Origin of the sequence: Robertmurraya korlensis NBRC 107688, from assembly GCF_001591645.1 — a bacterium.
In the GTDB taxonomy this organism is placed as follows: domain Bacteria; phylum Bacillota; class Bacilli; order Bacillales; family Cytobacillaceae; genus Robertmurraya_A.
In genome coordinates this window covers 224,842-239,608 of record NZ_BCVH01000001.1, presented here as the reverse complement: position 1 = coordinate 239,608, position 14,767 = coordinate 224,842, and the positions used below count along the sequence as shown (strand labels likewise).

Below are 14,767 nucleotides of genomic sequence, written 5' to 3'. Positions count from 1 at the left end.
ATTCATTCAATCAAACGGTAACACAAATTAACCAAAAGAAAAAGTAGTAGCCATTGATTGAATAGAATTATGGCTATGAAAAAACCCCCTGATAAAGGGGGAATTATCGTATCGTTCTTTCTGGTTCCGCATGAAGTAATTCTACAATTTGATTTTGCTCATTCATAATAGCTACTTTAGGTTCGTGTGTGGAAACCTTATCTTCTGCAACTAATGCATATGAAATAATAATAACAACGTCCCCTTCTTGCACTAAACGTGCCGCTGCTCCATTTAAGCAGACAACACCACTACCTCTAGTTCCAGGTATAATATATGTTTCAAATCTTGCTCCATTATTATTATTTACAATTTGTACTTTTTCATTAGCAACCATACCTACCGCATCTAAAATATCTGTATCAATCGTAATGCTTCCCACATAATTTAAGTTCGCTTCAGTAACTCTTGCGCGATGGATCTTTCCGTTCATCATCGTACGAAACATAGTACCTTCTCCTCTCACCTCTCGGGTATTTATACAGTTAACACGAGATTATCTATTAAACGAGCATTCGAAAATTTAAACGCAAGAGCAATTATGATTTTCCCTTCCAGAACTTCTAATTTTTCTAATTCTGGATATGAATAGATTTCTATATAATCAACAGTGCCTGATGAGTTCTGCTTTATTAAACTTTGCATATGTGAAATGATTACTTGAATATTCCTTTCACCTGAACGAATTTGTTTCTCCGCTTCCGTTAAACTTTTATACAGGATAGATGCTTCCTCTCGCTCTTTCGCCGTTAATCTTACATTACGTGAGCTCTTTGCCAAACCATCCTCTTCCCTTACAGTTTCTACAGGAATTAATTCAAGCGGAAAGTGCAAATCGTTAATTAACCCGTCAACAACCGCTACCTGCTGAGCATCTTTCATACCAAAATACGCACGATTAGGCTGTATCACATGAAAAAGCTTTGCTAATACCGTTGCCACTCCATCAAAATGTCCAGGTCTTGAGCTTCCACAAAGGACGTCGACCCTCTTTTGAACAACTAGTGTGACTGAAGGTTTAGATGGATACATTTCGTCAACCGATGGATAAAAGATAAAATCTACTTTCTCATTTTTGGCTATTTCACTATCACGCTCGAAATCACGTGGGTACGCATCTAGATCCTCATTCGGACCAAATTGTAATGGATTAACAAATATGCTCAAAATAACAATATCGTTTTCTTCTTTTGCTTTTCTCACTAAACTAATATGTCCTTCGTGAAGGTAGCCCATGGTTGGAACATAACCTACAGAAAGGTTTTCATTTTTTAGCAATTGAACTTCTTTTTGCATTTGTGAAATGGTAGTGATCACTCTCATCTTTCTCCTCCATACAGACCCTTTAACTCTTCTTCCTTCATTGAAAAGCTTTGATCATCTGAAGGGAATTGACTGCTCTTCACCTCAGAAACATAAGCAGAAATTCCTTTAGTAGCTACCTCATCCACATTTCCATATGTCTTCACAAATTTCGGAACTCTATTCACACCATAAGTAACCACATCATGATAGACAAGAACTTGACCATCTACATCCACGCCCGCACCTATACCTATAACAGGTATAGATAATTGCTTTGTAATTTCCCTAGCCAATTGCTTTGGTACACATTCTAAGACAAGCATAAATGCTCCTGCTTCCTCACAAAGCTTCGCATCTTGAATTAATTTTTTTGCCGCTTGAGCATCTTTTCCTTGAACCTTGTAGCCACCTAACACAGCAACAGATTGCGGAGTCAGCCCAAGATGAGCACAAACAGGAATGCCTGCATTGGTTAAGGCTTGGATATGTTCTAGTACCCCATCTGCTCCTTCAAGCTTTAGAGCCTGTGCTCCCGTTTCTTGAATCATGTTTGCTCCAGTTAGTAATGTATCCCGGACGGATAAATGATAGCTCATAAATGGCATATCGACAACTGTAAAAGTATTGGAAGCTCCGCGTCTTACCGCTTTACTATGGTGAATCATATCAGCGGTTGTCACGGGAATCGTTGAATCATAACCTAAAACAACCATTCCTAATGAATCACCAACCAGAATCAAGTCAACTTCGCACCCTTCTGCTTGCTTTGCGGAAGGATAATCGTACGCTGTTAACATCACAATTTTTTCACCATTTTTTTTCATACTTCGAAAATCATTCAACTGTTTCATATACATTCTCCTTTTCCCGGAGAGGAATAAAACATTTGATTGCAATATAAAAAGGAATCCTAAAAATACGCAGAAGGATCCCTGAAAATTTAAATGTTTTGTTTATCCCTCTGTCCCGGTCCATTATGGATCTAGGCAGACTACTATAAAATTGGGTATATACACAAATGGTGCAGTTCACCTTGGATACTGCCCGACGCTTCAAATTATAGCAAAATCCTTATAAATTATCTATTTACAAATTAGTGAAGTTCTATGTCAGCAGAATAAATATGATGTACTTCACCTAGATCATCCTCAACCTTTAAAACACCCTCATCGGTAATCCCAAGTGCTTTCCCACTAATAGAACCATTCAAGGTTCTCGCTGTGATTTCTTTTCCAATACTTATTGCATAGCTTTCCCAAAGTAACTTAATAGGATAAAATCCTTTATCTAAAAAAATCAAATATAGGGTTTCAAACTTTTGAAATATCACTTTAATTAACTCAGCCCTATCAAGTTCTTTCCCTTCCTTCACACGTAAAGAAGTCGCAATATCACGTAGTTCAGGTGGGAAATCATCTTCCGTTTGATTAATGTTCAAACCCATTCCGATGATCACCGAAATAATACGATCCGCATCCGCCTGAAGCTCGGTTAATATTCCCGTCACTTTTCTCTGCTCAACTAATATATCATTCGGCCACTTTATTTGCGGAGTCAACGTCGTTGTTTCTTCGATTGCTTGTACAATTGCTACGGCAGTTAATAAAGTAAGCTGTGGTGCACGTTGGATTGGTATTTTGGGCCTTAAAATAAGACTCATCCATATTCCTGTAGACTTTGGTGAATGCCATACACGATCCATTCTGCCTCTTCCACCTGTTTGTTCCTCAGCAATTACGACCGTCCCTTCTACAGCCCCTTCATGGGATAATAAATGAGCAATCTTTTGAGTCGAGTCAACCGTTTCTTCGTAATGAATGATCTTACCGATAAAATCTGTCTTCAACCCTAATTGTACTCGATCAGCAGAAATACTTTTTGGTAAATTTAAGATTTTATATCCTTTTTTCCTAACAGCCTCCAATTCAAAGCCGTCTTTTCTTAAATCCTCTATATGCTTCCATACGGCTGTCCTAGAACAACCCATTACATCTGCTAAGTACTGTCCAGAAACATACTCTTGCTCAGAGTTCGTAAATGCCTCAAGAAGCTTTTTTCTTAATTCAGACTGCATCTTGTCACCCACTCTTTTATATCTTCATTGTTATTCTCAAGCCTACCATGAAGAATTTCCATTTCAATTTCCTTAAGCACTGCCTTCACCCATGGTCCTGCTTTTTTATGTTTCCATTGGATTAAATCTGACCCTGAAACTTTTACATCTGATAAAGAGTGAATAGGGAGAACCTCGATAATCGCTTGGAGTTTGTCTAATGCAAGCGGATCAACCTGATTATCGTATAGTTGGTAGATCTTCTCCACTTGTAGTGCCGTCTCTTTTCCTGAAGCATATACAGACTCGATTGACCAGCTATTGATGGAACGCTCCTTTAACCACCTTGTCATATTGACGATGTTTTGAACTCTTTTATTTGAGAACCTCAATCCGATAAAGAATCGTTTGATTTCTTTTTCACCTTTTTGTAACAGATGCGAAAACAAAGCCCACTTTTCATCAATCAATAAAGATTGAATTGGGAGGGCGGAGAGTTCCAACAATGCTGTTTTTTTATCTTGCAGACCAGTTATGTAATGATATAATTCTGTCTCAACAAGCAATTGAATTCCGCTTGATGTATAATCTCCATGAAGCAGTTTATCTAGCTCGGATGCTATCCTTTCAACCGCAATATGTTCAAGTAAGTGCTTGTTATGTTTAATCCCTTGATATGTATCCTTATCTAATAAAAATCCCAGCTTGCTAACAAATCGGATTCCTCTTAGCATTCGAAGGGCATCCTCTGAAAAACGCTCACTGGAATTTCCTACTGTACGAATCGTTTTCGCATCAATATCCTTTTTCCCTTTAAACGGATCAAATATCTCACCAAAACGATTCATTGCCACTGCATTCATCGTAAAATCACGCCTTGCAAGGTCTTCTTCAATCGATCGAATAAAAGTTACTTGAGCTGGTCTTCGATAATCTACATAATCTGACTCAGAACGAAAGGTCGTGATTTCATACGATTGATTTTTGTATAGAACCATGACTGTTCCATGCTCAATCCCTAAGTCAATGGTTTTTGGAAATATCTCTTTAATTTCACTAGGTGTGGCAGAAGAAGCAATATCAATATCATTGATAGGGAGGCCTAATAAATAATCACGTACAGATCCTCCCACAAAATACGCTTTAAACCCGGCTTTTTCAATTAACTCAAGGACTGGAATCGCTGACTTAAATGGTTCTTTCATATGGTTGTTCACTACTTTGCAATAAACTTTTATATAAGTCTTCATATTGCTTTACGATTGTCGTCGCTTGGAATTTCTCTCTTACAAGCTTAACAGAGGCATCTCGGAATTGCTGATGCTGCCCAGAATTCCTCAAAAGCTCAATTGCTTTTTCAGACATATCCTCGATGTCTCCGAGTTCACAAATATACCCGCATTGACCATGAACTATTACTTCAGGTATCCCTCCGACATTGGTTCCAATACATGGGACACCACAAGCCATCGCTTCTAATGCAACTAATCCAAAACTTTCTTTTTCAGATAATAAAAGCATGAGGTCACTAATGGAGTACAGCTCCTCCACGCTGTCTTGTTTTCCTAAAAACAGGACTTTATCTTGGATATTTAGTTTTTTGACCAGTTTACAAACCACTGTCATTTCTGGTCCATCGCCTACAAGTAATAACTTCGCTTGAATCCCTTTAGTGATTTTTTCGAATGTATGAATGACATCCTGTACTCTTTTAACAGGTCTAAAATTGGAAACATGAATGATTACCTTTTCTTCAGGTAAAATACCATACTCGTCTTTTAAATGAGAGGAGTCTACTCTTTTATAGACTCTTTCATCAATAAAGTTATAAACCGTTTCGATTTGCTTATCAGGATTGATTAGGTCATACGTTTGACTAATTAAGGATTTTGATACAGCTGTAACAATATCTGATTTTTCAATTCCAAAACGAATGGCGTCTGTCAATGAAGGATCATATCCCAATACGGTGATATCTGTCCCATGTAATGTGGTCACAATCTTTACATCCCTTCCACTCATTTGCTTCGCCAAAATGGCACAAACAGCATGCGGAATGGCATAATGGACATGAAGAAGGTCCAACTCCTCACGATTAATCACTTCCGCCATTTTACTAGCCAAAGCAATATCGTACGGTGGATATTGAAAAACCGAATATTGATTTACCTCCACTTGATGGTAATATACATTATGGTACATCCTATTTAACCGAAATGGGAGGCTTGAGGAAATGAAATGAATTTCGTGCCCATTTTCGGCCAACATTTTCCCTAGCTCAGTAGCAATTACTCCTGAGCCCCCTACTGTTGGATAACAGGTAATACCTATTTTCATTTTTTTATTCATTGTTAATCTCCTAGCAAATCACGATTAAGTAAAATTGGGGCTCTTACTTTAAAACCTTCAGCGTAAAGAGCCCCTACTTCTTTACCAAAAAGAAACTCCCTTGCCTCCAAAGCTTGCATATAATTATTCGTGAGCGGTGTGTCCACGCTACCCGCTTGCTTTATAAACTGGCTTTTATATGCCTCTAGGCTCTCTTTTTTCTTCCGATATACATTTGATACATCAATGACAAAATCAGGAGTAGAAAATCCGTTAATCATATAATAATAAAGCTGTTTTGGACGGTAAGGGATATCATCAAACCCGGTTTGGTACTTATTTATGCCCGCAGAAAAAAACGCTTCTTCCACAATTCTGGCACAATTTCCATGATCAGGGTGACGATCCTTTTCATAGGGAACGAATACAATCTCAGGCCGATATGTTCGTATAATATGTACGACCTGGCGAATGGCGTCCTGTGATAGCAATAAATCCCGATCTGGAAGATTTAACGTAATCCGTTCCTCTACACCGAGAATTTTGGCTGCTCTCAGCGCTTCGCTCTGGCGAAGTTCTACCGTTCCATTACTAGATAGCTCAGCTTTTGTTAAATCACAAATTACCACTGTTTTTCCTTCAGATGTGTATTTAGCTATCGTTGCACCCATCCCAATCTCCACATCATCCGCGTGCGCTCCAAAGGATAGTATATGTATTTTATTTGTCATTGCCCTCACCTTGTTCTTGATGGATGACATCTCTCCAAGCAAGGTCACCTCGCTCTAATCCTTTTATTAGCACTTCTGCTGTACCGATATTTGTCGCTAAAGGAATGGAGTACACATCACAAAGTCGAACTAAGGCAGTCACATCTGGTTCATGAGGTTGCGCAGTTAGAGGGTCTCTAAAGAAGAATACGAGATCCATCGTGTTTTTTGCGATCATCGCACCGATTTCTTGATCTCCGCCTAGAGGCCCTGACTGAAAACGCTGGATCGACAATCCCGTTGCTTCCATAATCCTTAGACCCGTCGTACCTGTTGCGAATAATGTATGCTCTTCTATAATTTCCTTATAGGCAATGGCAAAACGAACTAACTCATCCTTTTTATTATCATGAGCAATTAACGCTATATTCAAGATAATTCCCCCTTTTGCTTATTCGATTATATTTTCTAAACCATAAACAAACACATTAAGCTTCATTACTGAGTCAACCGCTAGCTTTACACCTGACATAAACGATTCACGATTGTATGAATCATGGCGAATAGTAAGGGTTTGACCTGATGAACCAAACATCACTTGTTGATGGGCAATTAATCCAGGTAGGCGAACCGAATGAATATGCATTCCCTCAAAGTTGGCTCCTCTTGCGCCAGAGATCGTTTCTTTCTCGTTTGGATGCCCTTGCTCTTTATGATCCCTTACTTCTGCAATCATTTGGGCAGTTTTCAATGCCGTTCCCGATGGTGCATCTAGTTTTTGATCATGGTGTAACTCAATAATCTCAACATCTTGAAAATATCTCCCAGCAAGACGAGCAAATTTCATCATTAAGACCGCTCCTAGAGCAAAGTTGGGGGCAATAATACAGCCTCTTTTTTGTTCATCACAAAGATTCTCTAGCTCTCTTAAGTTCTCGTCAGAAAAACCTGTCGTACCAACAACCGGTCTAACACCATATTGAAGAGCTGTCTTTGCATGGTACATACCGAATTCAGGGGTTGTTAAGTCAATTAATACATCTGGTTGTACACTGTTGAAGCACTCTGTAATATCGGTGAAAATAGGCGAATCTGCATCTTGAAACCCAATATCACTAAGCTTCAATCCATTATTCTTATAGTCTATTGCTCCAACAAGCTCATATTCCTCTGTATTCATAACAAGCTTTACTGCCTCAGAACCCATTCTACCACGAGGTCCAGCCACAACTACTTTAATTTTTTCCACAATTATTCCCCTTCCGTTTCAATTCTTGTCCATCGATTTTTATCTCGTGTATTAAATTTCTCCATTACACGGTTATGAGCTTCCTCTAAATCAATATTGAGTGAATTAGCAAAACAAATGAGAACAAATAACATATCACCAAGTTCTTCTTCAATGGTATTCTCTTCCTCAGTTGCCTTTTTTGGTTTCTCACCGTAATAATGATTTACCTCACGAGCTAGTTCACCCAACTCTTCAGTCATTCTTGCAAGCATGGCAAGTGGACTAAAATAACCCTCTTTAAACTGGCTAATGTATGTATCTACTTCTTCTTGCAATTGCTTCATCGACTTATTATTGTTTTCCAAAGGTATTCACCTCATATCATATCGTGTGTAGCCAATTTTCTCTACACCTATCATTACAATGTTAGCTAAAAGAACCACTATTTACAAATATTTTAATAAGGATCATGAATATATGTTAGATTACAGGTTCCAATGATTAACAGCTATCATATTGCGTTTAAACTTTGATTTCCCTTATAATTAAAAACGCACTAATGAAATAGCTAAAAATTTCCGTTTATAAAGTGAGGTCAACAACATGCTTTTTACGCTTAAACTGAAGAACATCTTCTTTATTCTGCTTGGTTCCGCTATCTTTTCCTTTGGTATTGTTCATTTTAATATGCAAAACAATCTAGCTGAAGGTGGTTTTACAGGCATAACCCTATTACTATATTTTTTATTTAATTTGGATCCTTCTTACACAAATCTTCTCTTAAACATTCCTTTATTTATTATTGGCTGGCGATTATTAGGAAGAAATGTCTTTTATTATACACTTATCGGCACACTTGCTGTCTCTGTGTTTTTATGGATTTTTCAACGCTATCAAATCAATATGCCACTTAAAGACGACTTAACTCTTGCTGCACTGTTTGCGGGTGTGTTCATCGGAGTTGGTCTAGGAATTATTTTTCGCTTTGGTGGCACGACCGGTGGCGTGGATATTATTGCACGCCTTGTCCATAAATATATCGGCTGGAGCATGGGTAAGACGATGTTTTTATTTGATGTTGTTGTTATTACCTTATCCCTAATTTTCTACCTTACATACCAAGAAGCGATGTATACCCTTGTTGCCGTGTTTGTTGGTGCTAGAGTCATTGATTTCATGCAGGAAGGTGCTTATTCTGCCAGAGGGGCCATCATTATTTCCGAGAAAAACCAAGAAATTGCTGACAAAATAATGACAGAAATGGAACGTGGTGTTACGGTTCTAAAAGGTCATGGTTCATATTCAAAACAAGAAAAAGAGGTTCTCTATTGCGTTGTTGGTCGGAACGAGATTGTTCTATTGAAGCGTGTAATTACTTCTGTAGATCCTCACGCATTTGTTTCGGTTACCATGGTGCATGATGTATTAGGTGAAGGTTTTACTCTAGATGAAAACAAACGCCCAATTGAGCATTAAAAAAAACAGCCATAGGCTGTTTTTTTGTTGTTTTACTCTTCACTTCTTGCCATACCGGTATATATTAATACCAGACGCACTAATTCAAGAACAGCAACTGCCGCCGCTGCCACATACGTTAGTGCAGCTGCATCTAGCACTCGTTTTGTTTCTCTTTCCTCATCATTGCGAATGATTCCCATCGAAACCACTTGATCCATGGCACGATTGGAAGCATTGAATTCCACTGGCAGAGTGACAACCTGGAAAACTACGGCTGCCGCCATGAAGACGATACCTAATAAAAGCAACCCACTAATTTGAGCAAAAATACCAACCATAATTAAAATCCAAGATAGATTAGATCCTAGACTCGCTACAGGAACTAATGCATGTCTAAAACGTAAAAATGCATAATTTTGATCGTCTTGAATCGCGTGTCCAACCTCATGCGCAGCAATCGCAGCAGCTGCAACAGAGTGACCATGATAATTTTCTGAAGAAAGTCTAACCGTTTTCACTCTTGGATCATAATGATCTGTTAAGTGACCTCGTGTTTCTTCTACACCAACGTGGTATAAGCCATTTGAATCTAGAATTTTACGAGCTACCTCTGCTCCACGCATATGGGAGGAAGATGCTACTTTAGAATATTTGGCATAAGCTCTCTTGACTTTAAATTGAGCCCAAAGGGGAACCAAAATAATCAAAGCAAAGTATATAAGGGTTGTCATTATGTTCCTCCAATTCAAAACAAGTTGTTACCCCAATTTTATATTTGAGAGTTATTGATGTCAATCTTTTAGCTCTCTTGAGCGATTTTGCTTTCGCTTTTGGCTTTTTTCACCAGCGTACTTTCTAAATCCTACATAAGATAAGGTTGCGACAATGATACTTCCGGTTGTGAAAATCACCCACCATAGTGATGGATCGGCTTCATCCTCAGTCATTCCTTCAAAAATACTCTTTAAATCATTTTCTATTGAATCTAAATCCTTCATACTGCTTTCCTCAGATAGTACTCTAGGTCGATAATGATCAATATAGTTGATTTTTGTATCAAGTCTTTGAACTTTTTCTGATCGTATATCCAGTTTTAAGCTTGGGTATATCATTTGATATAAAGATAAAAATGAGTTTAATTGCTCATGAAACCTCTCAGTATGCCCGCTTTTCACCGCTTCTTTTACTCCACCAAAAACCATTAGCACTTGTCCTTCCATTTCTGTCCAGAGTGGCTGATGGCCTGTATTAATCGCGTCCATAACTAAACGGAATTTTGTTACTTTATGAACGATCTCTGAATGTTCCATTGAATCATTAGAGGTTGCCTCCAACGCTTCATTATGTGCGACCGTTACAATTCGTAATTCATCCATAGAAAATGGTCTTTGATCCATGCTGATGAATTCTTCCGAGAAATACAAAAGTAGCTTATGTGCATCATCATAACGGGATGACCTCACCATTTGTAAGGCTTCATCTGAGATTGAATTAAGCTTATCGATAGGTGACGTTTCATCTGCATGTATCGTTATAGGAAATAGTAGAGTCAAAATACAAATAAATATAACAACTCTTGCCTTCATACTTGTCCCCCCTCTTTATACTATTAAATGTTATGTATGGGAGGACAAGGTTAGACCAGAAATTATCCGATAGCTAATATCAAAATGCAAGTTCCATTTTCTTACTTTTTACTCTTACTACAAACCAGTAAGCAAGTGTTAATGATACAATACTAAGCCAAAATGTAAAATAACCGATTTGAGGAATATAATTATCCAGCATATGATACCTAGGAAGCATTTTAAATACATAATCAATCACATCGTTATGCAATGTCCAAATACCGGTTACAACTAAATGCCAAGCCTTAAATCGATAAAATGGTGCATATAATAGTCCCTGTATGGCCATAGCACCGTGAGATAGCATGAGCATATACCCAATTATGTCTAATTCTCCAGAAACAACTAAAACAAGATAGTTCATTACAACTGCCCATAATCCATACTTAAACAAGGTTACCATAGCTAATGCTTCAAATAAGGGCCAGTTCTTCCCTAGTAAAAAAGCGACTAAAACAAACACAAAAAATAGACATGCTGTTGGGCTATCTGGAACAAACATTAAAAAGATTGGTGGTGTTTCTGCTAACTGATACCGATACCAATAATAAGCATAGATTGTTCCAAGAACATTGACTATGAGTAAGAGCCAAAGAATCATTCGGTTTGTTAAAAAATAATAAATCCACTTCATCCATCACACCTCCCCTTACCTAAGATTGCATGCTAGGCACACTTTGAAAAAAGCTGGCATATACTATGCCAGCTTTCAACTATTATTCACTTTTAAGAGAAGAAACAAACTCAGCAAGAACCTCTAACTCTTCATCGGTGCCTTTAAACATTCCAGCAGGCATGGAACCTCTACCATTTTTAGCAATATCCTTAACTTCTTCAGCCGTTAATTCATTACCAACTAGTGCTGGGTTTGGCCCTCCCCCTTGGAGATCGCCACCATGACATGCTAAGCAACCATTTTGATCTAGTAACTTATAACCATCAGACTCTTGATCAAACTCAACCTCAGCCACAATTTGACCTTGAGCTTTTGCAGCCTCCCAGTCATGTGTTGCAACTGATTCCCAAGTTAGGAATGTGATCGCTGCAAGTGCTAGTAACATAAAGCCAGTTGCTAACGGACGTTTTGAAGGACGACGTTCAGGTCCACGGTCTATAAAAGGTGCTAACAATAATCCACCAAATGCTAGACCAGGAATGATAAATGCTCCTATAGCATTGTATGGTCCTGATGCATAGCTATACTTTAACAATTGGTATAAGAACAAGAAATACCAGTCTGGCAGTGGAATATATGCCGTATCTGTTGGATCAGCCATTTTCTCTAGAGGAGATGGATGAGCAACAGTTAAACATAAATACCCAATAAGGAAAACTGCCCCTACCATCCATTCTTTGAGAAGGAAGTTAGGCCAGAATGCTTCCGTTTTGCCAGGAAACTCCGAGTAGTCTTTCGGAATATTCGGTTTGCGTTCTGCAGGTACACGAGAGTCACCTACGAACTTCATACCTTTTCCACGATGCATACAACAATCCCCCTCCTTTTTTATCAATCTCTTTTCAGTAGATTACATATTTAGATATTACAATGGTCCAGAAATACCTTGCTTACGAATCATTAGGAAGTGAGCTCCCATTAATCCTAATAGAGCACCAGGTAAGAAGAATACATGAATCGCAAAGAAACGAGTTAATGTTTGAGCACCAACAATATCAGAGTGTCCAGCAAGCAAGATTTTTACTTGTTCCCCGATAAGTGGTGTTGACTCTGCGATTTTTATCCCAACCTGAGTAGCAAATAAAGCTTTCATATCCCATGGTAATAAATAACCAGTAAATCCTAAACCAAGCATAACGAAGAAAATCAATACTCCGACAACCCAGTTTAATTCACGAGGCTTCTTATAAGCACCTTGGAAAAACACTCGTAATGTATGTAAGAACATCATAACGATAACAAGACTTGCACCCCAGTGATGCATGCCGCGAACAATTTGTCCAAAAGCAACTTCATTTTGAAGGTAATAGACAGATTCCCAAGCATTTTTAATATCTGGCACATAATACATAGTAAGGAACATACCAGATAAAATTTGAATAACAGTAACAAAGAACGTTAATCCACCAAAACAGTACACGAACGCTGAGAAGTGATGAGCAGGGTTAACATGCTCTGGTACTTCATGGTCAGCGATGTCGCGCCACAAAGGCGTAATATCTAAACGTTCATCTACCCAATCATAAATTTTGTTTAACATGTATTACGCCTCCTCTCTTGGCTTGGCTTTTCCTAAAAGTAGGAAGCCGTCTTTTTCTTGTGTAGGATATACATCTAATTTTGCAATTGGTGGTGTACCAGGTACGTTCGTTCCGTCCTTTTCATACAGTCCACCATGACAAGGGCAATAAAAACGATTTTGATTTGCTTTGTCAGTGTTCCAGTCAACTACACAGCCTAAATGCTTACACACGGGTGATAAAGCGACGATTTCCCCATTTTCATCCTTGTATACCCATGCCGTATTTGTTACTTCTGAAGTGTACCAAGCATCTTGTTGCTCAAATGAGAAGTCAACTCGAGTTGGTTCCTCAGTAATTTCACTGATTTTTTGCGGTGTAGGAATAAAATCCCCACTTGCATTCGCTTTCAATACTGGATCTACAGCAAAGCGAACCATTGGCATAAGCATTCCCGCAGCCATGAAACCGCCTACACCAGTAAGAGTGTAGTTTAAGAATTGACGTCTAGAAACACGATGTTTGCTCATACTTTTCCCCCCTCTATTATGAAGTTGAGTCCAACGGACATAATTCAACACATTATAAAACTAGGACATAATCATGATATATCAAGATGTAAGCGAGGTCAATATAATACTTTGACCAAACGATGTCAACTGTGTGACTAAAATCTCTTTTTATACATCATCTTGCCATTTTTGCATAAATAATTGCAAAAGTTGTTTTACTTGATCCTCTAAAATACTGTTTCTAGCACCCTCATCCATGGCTGCTAACGGGATAGATGGCAACCAAATTAGATCTCCCTTTAGTTCATCTTCGAGTGTTTTCCAAACACTATCAGAAGTCACAAAGAACACATGCTTAAACCCGTTGTCAAAAAGCTCTTGCTCCCAAACAATTGCTTCTTCTAAGAGCTTGTCTTTGCTCTTATTTTTAAGGTAACTATGTCCTGGAAGCATAATCATTCTACCTTTAAACTGTCTTTCTAGTGGAATCGTAAGCAATTGGATAAATTCCGTCATCGCAACGGATTGCTTGATATCATTTCCAAATGACACTGGAAACAAAGGAAGTACTGCTGTATCAACATACTCTCTTGCTCCTAAAAACATGTCCATATCCTGAGAAACCCATTTCACAAGTACCACTCCAATTATCTATTCTATCGACTCGATTATACCATTTTTTAGTAACAAAAAGAAACCTGCTATACACTAGCAGGCTTCTTTCTTTATTCACTGTTTCCGAGCAATTTTAGCTTTCTTGTAAGTTCTTGAAAAGCCTCCTGATCCTGTCTGTCAAGTGCATCATCAATCAACGTAAGAAGCTTATCACGCTGGAATTTTGATAAACTAGTTGTTAAAAATCTTTCAGCAAGGATACGATCCTTTTCATTAATTTGCAGACTGTTAGGCATAAATGGATTATCCTCTAACACAATCACATATTGATGTGCTTGGTTTGATGCGTGAAAATTCAACTGAATATAAATCTCTTCATCTCGGTTCAGGCGAATGTCATGGAAGGATTTCTCAGCATCCGTTGTCATCACATTTTCCTTGTAAAAACGAAATGGAACTTCATCAACGCAATGTGTTGACATTACCAGACCACGTGGGCAATATTGCGCTTGATCAACAAAATGTACCTTCTCCATTAATTGATCATGGCTCATTAAGTAATTCAAAATCCATACACATTCTCGTCTTTTTAGTTGATAATGATTTAAAAACCAGCGAATAAAATCTTTTTTCTCGTTGACAGATACAGGGGTCGTCATCGTTGCTTCCCTCCTCTGCATACAACTAATTTC

General features: G+C 38.2%; 19 protein-coding genes. 1 reads left to right on the top strand and 18 read right to left on the bottom strand.

The genetic code is table 11. The features are described from left to right. Positions 1-103: 103 nt before the first annotated feature. The 10 genes from panD to BKO01S_RS01150 form a co-directional block, all read right to left on the bottom strand. Positions 104-487: an aspartate 1-decarboxylase gene (gene panD, locus BKO01S_RS01195; RefSeq protein WP_066047637.1), complete on the bottom strand. Its 384-nt coding sequence runs from the start codon at positions 485-487 to the stop codon at positions 104-106. 29 nt (positions 488-516) lie between these two features. Then, entirely contained in the window at positions 517-1,362 is an 846-nt protein-coding gene (gene panC / locus BKO01S_RS01190; protein ID WP_066047635.1) for a pantoate--beta-alanine ligase, read from the bottom strand. Continuing rightward, positions 1,359-2,195, bottom strand: a complete 837-nt coding sequence (gene panB / locus BKO01S_RS01185; RefSeq protein ID WP_066047633.1) for a 3-methyl-2-oxobutanoate hydroxymethyltransferase — start codon at positions 2,193-2,195, stop codon at positions 1,359-1,361. The genes panC and panB overlap by 4 nt, the downstream gene beginning before the upstream one ends. Before the next feature lie 242 nt (positions 2,196-2,437). Next, positions 2,438-3,418 carry a biotin--[acetyl-CoA-carboxylase] ligase gene (locus BKO01S_RS01180; protein WP_066047630.1) on the bottom strand — a complete coding sequence of 327 codons (981 nt, stop codon included), beginning with the start codon at positions 3,416-3,418 and terminating at the stop codon, positions 2,438-2,440. After that, entirely contained in the window at positions 3,403-4,602 is a 1,200-nt protein-coding gene (locus BKO01S_RS01175; protein WP_066047628.1) for a CCA tRNA nucleotidyltransferase, read from the bottom strand. The genes BKO01S_RS01180 and BKO01S_RS01175 overlap by 16 nt, the downstream gene beginning before the upstream one ends. Next, positions 4,586-5,746, bottom strand: coding sequence for an N-acetyl-alpha-D-glucosaminyl L-malate synthase BshA (gene bshA, locus BKO01S_RS01170; protein ID WP_066047624.1), 1,161 nt, complete (start codon positions 5,744-5,746; stop codon positions 4,586-4,588). Before bshA ends, BKO01S_RS01175 begins: the two co-directional genes overlap by 17 nt. A 2-nt stretch (positions 5,747-5,748) precedes the next feature. Further along, on the bottom strand, positions 5,749-6,456 hold the full coding sequence (gene bshB1, locus BKO01S_RS01165) for a bacillithiol biosynthesis deacetylase BshB1 (RefSeq protein ID WP_066047621.1): 708 nt from the start codon (positions 6,454-6,456) through the stop codon (positions 5,749-5,751). Further along, entirely contained in the window at positions 6,446-6,868 is a 423-nt protein-coding gene (gene mgsA, locus BKO01S_RS01160) for a methylglyoxal synthase (RefSeq protein WP_066047619.1), read from the bottom strand. Before mgsA ends, bshB1 begins: the two co-directional genes overlap by 11 nt. Positions 6,869-6,886: 18 nt before the next feature. After that, positions 6,887-7,684 carry a 4-hydroxy-tetrahydrodipicolinate reductase gene (dapB, locus tag BKO01S_RS01155; protein WP_066047616.1) on the bottom strand — a complete coding sequence of 266 codons (798 nt, stop codon included), beginning with the start codon at positions 7,682-7,684 and terminating at the stop codon, positions 6,887-6,889. A 2-nt stretch (positions 7,685-7,686) separates the two neighbouring features. Next, a complete protein-coding gene (locus BKO01S_RS01150; RefSeq protein WP_066049461.1) occupies positions 7,687-8,010 on the bottom strand; it encodes a nucleotide pyrophosphohydrolase in 324 nt (107 codons plus the stop codon). A gap of 259 nt (positions 8,011-8,269) precedes the next feature. Between BKO01S_RS01150 and BKO01S_RS01145 the strand changes: the two genes are divergently transcribed. Further along, entirely contained in the window at positions 8,270-9,142 is an 873-nt protein-coding gene (locus BKO01S_RS01145; protein WP_066047614.1) for a YitT family protein, read from the top strand. A 32-nt stretch (positions 9,143-9,174) separates the two neighbouring features. On the opposite strand, the gene BKO01S_RS01140 is transcribed toward BKO01S_RS01145, so the two are convergent. The 8 genes from BKO01S_RS01140 to BKO01S_RS01105 form a co-directional block, all read right to left on the bottom strand. Further along, entirely contained in the window at positions 9,175-9,855 is a 681-nt protein-coding gene (locus tag BKO01S_RS01140; RefSeq protein ID WP_066047613.1) for a zinc metallopeptidase, read from the bottom strand. A 60-nt stretch (positions 9,856-9,915) separates the two neighbouring features. Continuing rightward, on the bottom strand, positions 9,916-10,710 hold the full coding sequence (gene ypjB, locus BKO01S_RS01135) for a sporulation protein YpjB (protein ID WP_066047612.1): 795 nt from the start codon (positions 10,708-10,710) through the stop codon (positions 9,916-9,918). A gap of 79 nt (positions 10,711-10,789) precedes the next feature. Next, positions 10,790-11,386, bottom strand: coding sequence for a lipoprotein heptaprenylglyceryl N-acetyltransferase LhaT (gene lhaT, locus BKO01S_RS01130; protein WP_066047610.1), 597 nt, complete (start codon positions 11,384-11,386; stop codon positions 10,790-10,792). A gap of 82 nt (positions 11,387-11,468) precedes the next feature. Further along, positions 11,469-12,236, bottom strand: coding sequence for a menaquinol-cytochrome c reductase cytochrome b/c subunit (locus BKO01S_RS01125; protein WP_066047609.1), 768 nt, complete (start codon positions 12,234-12,236; stop codon positions 11,469-11,471). A gap of 57 nt (positions 12,237-12,293) precedes the next feature. Beyond that, entirely contained in the window at positions 12,294-12,968 is a 675-nt protein-coding gene (gene qcrB, locus BKO01S_RS01120; protein ID WP_066047607.1) for a menaquinol-cytochrome c reductase cytochrome b subunit, read from the bottom strand. Positions 12,969-12,971: 3 nt separating this feature from the next. Beyond that, positions 12,972-13,478 (bottom strand): QcrA and Rieske domain-containing protein, encoded by a 507-nt coding sequence (locus tag BKO01S_RS01115; protein WP_066047606.1) that lies wholly within the window; start codon positions 13,476-13,478, stop codon positions 12,972-12,974. Between the two features lie 150 nt (positions 13,479-13,628). After that, positions 13,629-14,093: a YpiF family protein gene (locus BKO01S_RS01110; RefSeq protein ID WP_066047604.1), complete on the bottom strand. Its 465-nt coding sequence runs from the start codon at positions 14,091-14,093 to the stop codon at positions 13,629-13,631. Between the two features lie 92 nt (positions 14,094-14,185). Then, on the bottom strand, positions 14,186-14,734 hold the full coding sequence (locus BKO01S_RS01105) for a ReoY family proteolytic degradation factor (protein WP_066047603.1): 549 nt from the start codon (positions 14,732-14,734) through the stop codon (positions 14,186-14,188). Positions 14,735-14,767: the final 33 nt, after the last annotated feature.

Coding starts and splice junctions, on each gene's coding strand:
- panD (WP_066047637.1), bottom strand. CDS start 487: ATGTTTCGTACGATGATGAACGGAAAGATCCATCGCGCAAGAGTTACT.
- panC (WP_066047635.1), bottom strand. CDS start 1,362: ATGAGAGTGATCACTACCATTTCACAAATGCAAAAAGAAGTTCAATTG.
- panB (WP_066047633.1), bottom strand. CDS start 2,195: ATGAAACAGTTGAATGATTTTCGAAGTATGAAAAAAAATGGTGAAAAA.
- BKO01S_RS01180 (WP_066047630.1), bottom strand. CDS start 3,418: ATGCAGTCTGAATTAAGAAAAAAGCTTCTTGAGGCATTTACGAACTCT.
- BKO01S_RS01175 (WP_066047628.1), bottom strand. CDS start 4,602: ATGAAAGAACCATTTAAGTCAGCGATTCCAGTCCTTGAGTTAATTGAA.
- bshA (WP_066047624.1), bottom strand. CDS start 5,746: ATGAATAAAAAAATGAAAATAGGTATTACCTGTTATCCAACAGTAGGG.
- bshB1 (WP_066047621.1), bottom strand. CDS start 6,456: ATGACAAATAAAATACATATACTATCCTTTGGAGCGCACGCGGATGAT.
- BKO01S_RS01150 (WP_066049461.1), bottom strand. CDS start 8,010: ATGAAGCAATTGCAAGAAGAAGTAGATACATACATTAGCCAGTTTAAA.
- BKO01S_RS01145 (WP_066047614.1), top strand. CDS start 8,270: ATGCTTTTTACGCTTAAACTGAAGAACATCTTCTTTATTCTGCTTGGT.
- BKO01S_RS01140 (WP_066047613.1), bottom strand. CDS start 9,855: ATGACAACCCTTATATACTTTGCTTTGATTATTTTGGTTCCCCTTTGG.
- ypjB (WP_066047612.1), bottom strand. CDS start 10,710: ATGAAGGCAAGAGTTGTTATATTTATTTGTATTTTGACTCTACTATTT.
- lhaT (WP_066047610.1), bottom strand. CDS start 11,386: ATGAAGTGGATTTATTATTTTTTAACAAACCGAATGATTCTTTGGCTC.
- BKO01S_RS01125 (WP_066047609.1), bottom strand. CDS start 12,236: ATGCATCGTGGAAAAGGTATGAAGTTCGTAGGTGACTCTCGTGTACCT.
- qcrB (WP_066047607.1), bottom strand. CDS start 12,968: ATGTTAAACAAAATTTATGATTGGGTAGATGAACGTTTAGATATTACG.
- BKO01S_RS01115 (WP_066047606.1), bottom strand. CDS start 13,478: ATGAGCAAACATCGTGTTTCTAGACGTCAATTCTTAAACTACACTCTT.
- BKO01S_RS01105 (WP_066047603.1), bottom strand. CDS start 14,734: ATGACGACCCCTGTATCTGTCAACGAGAAAAAAGATTTTATTCGCTGG.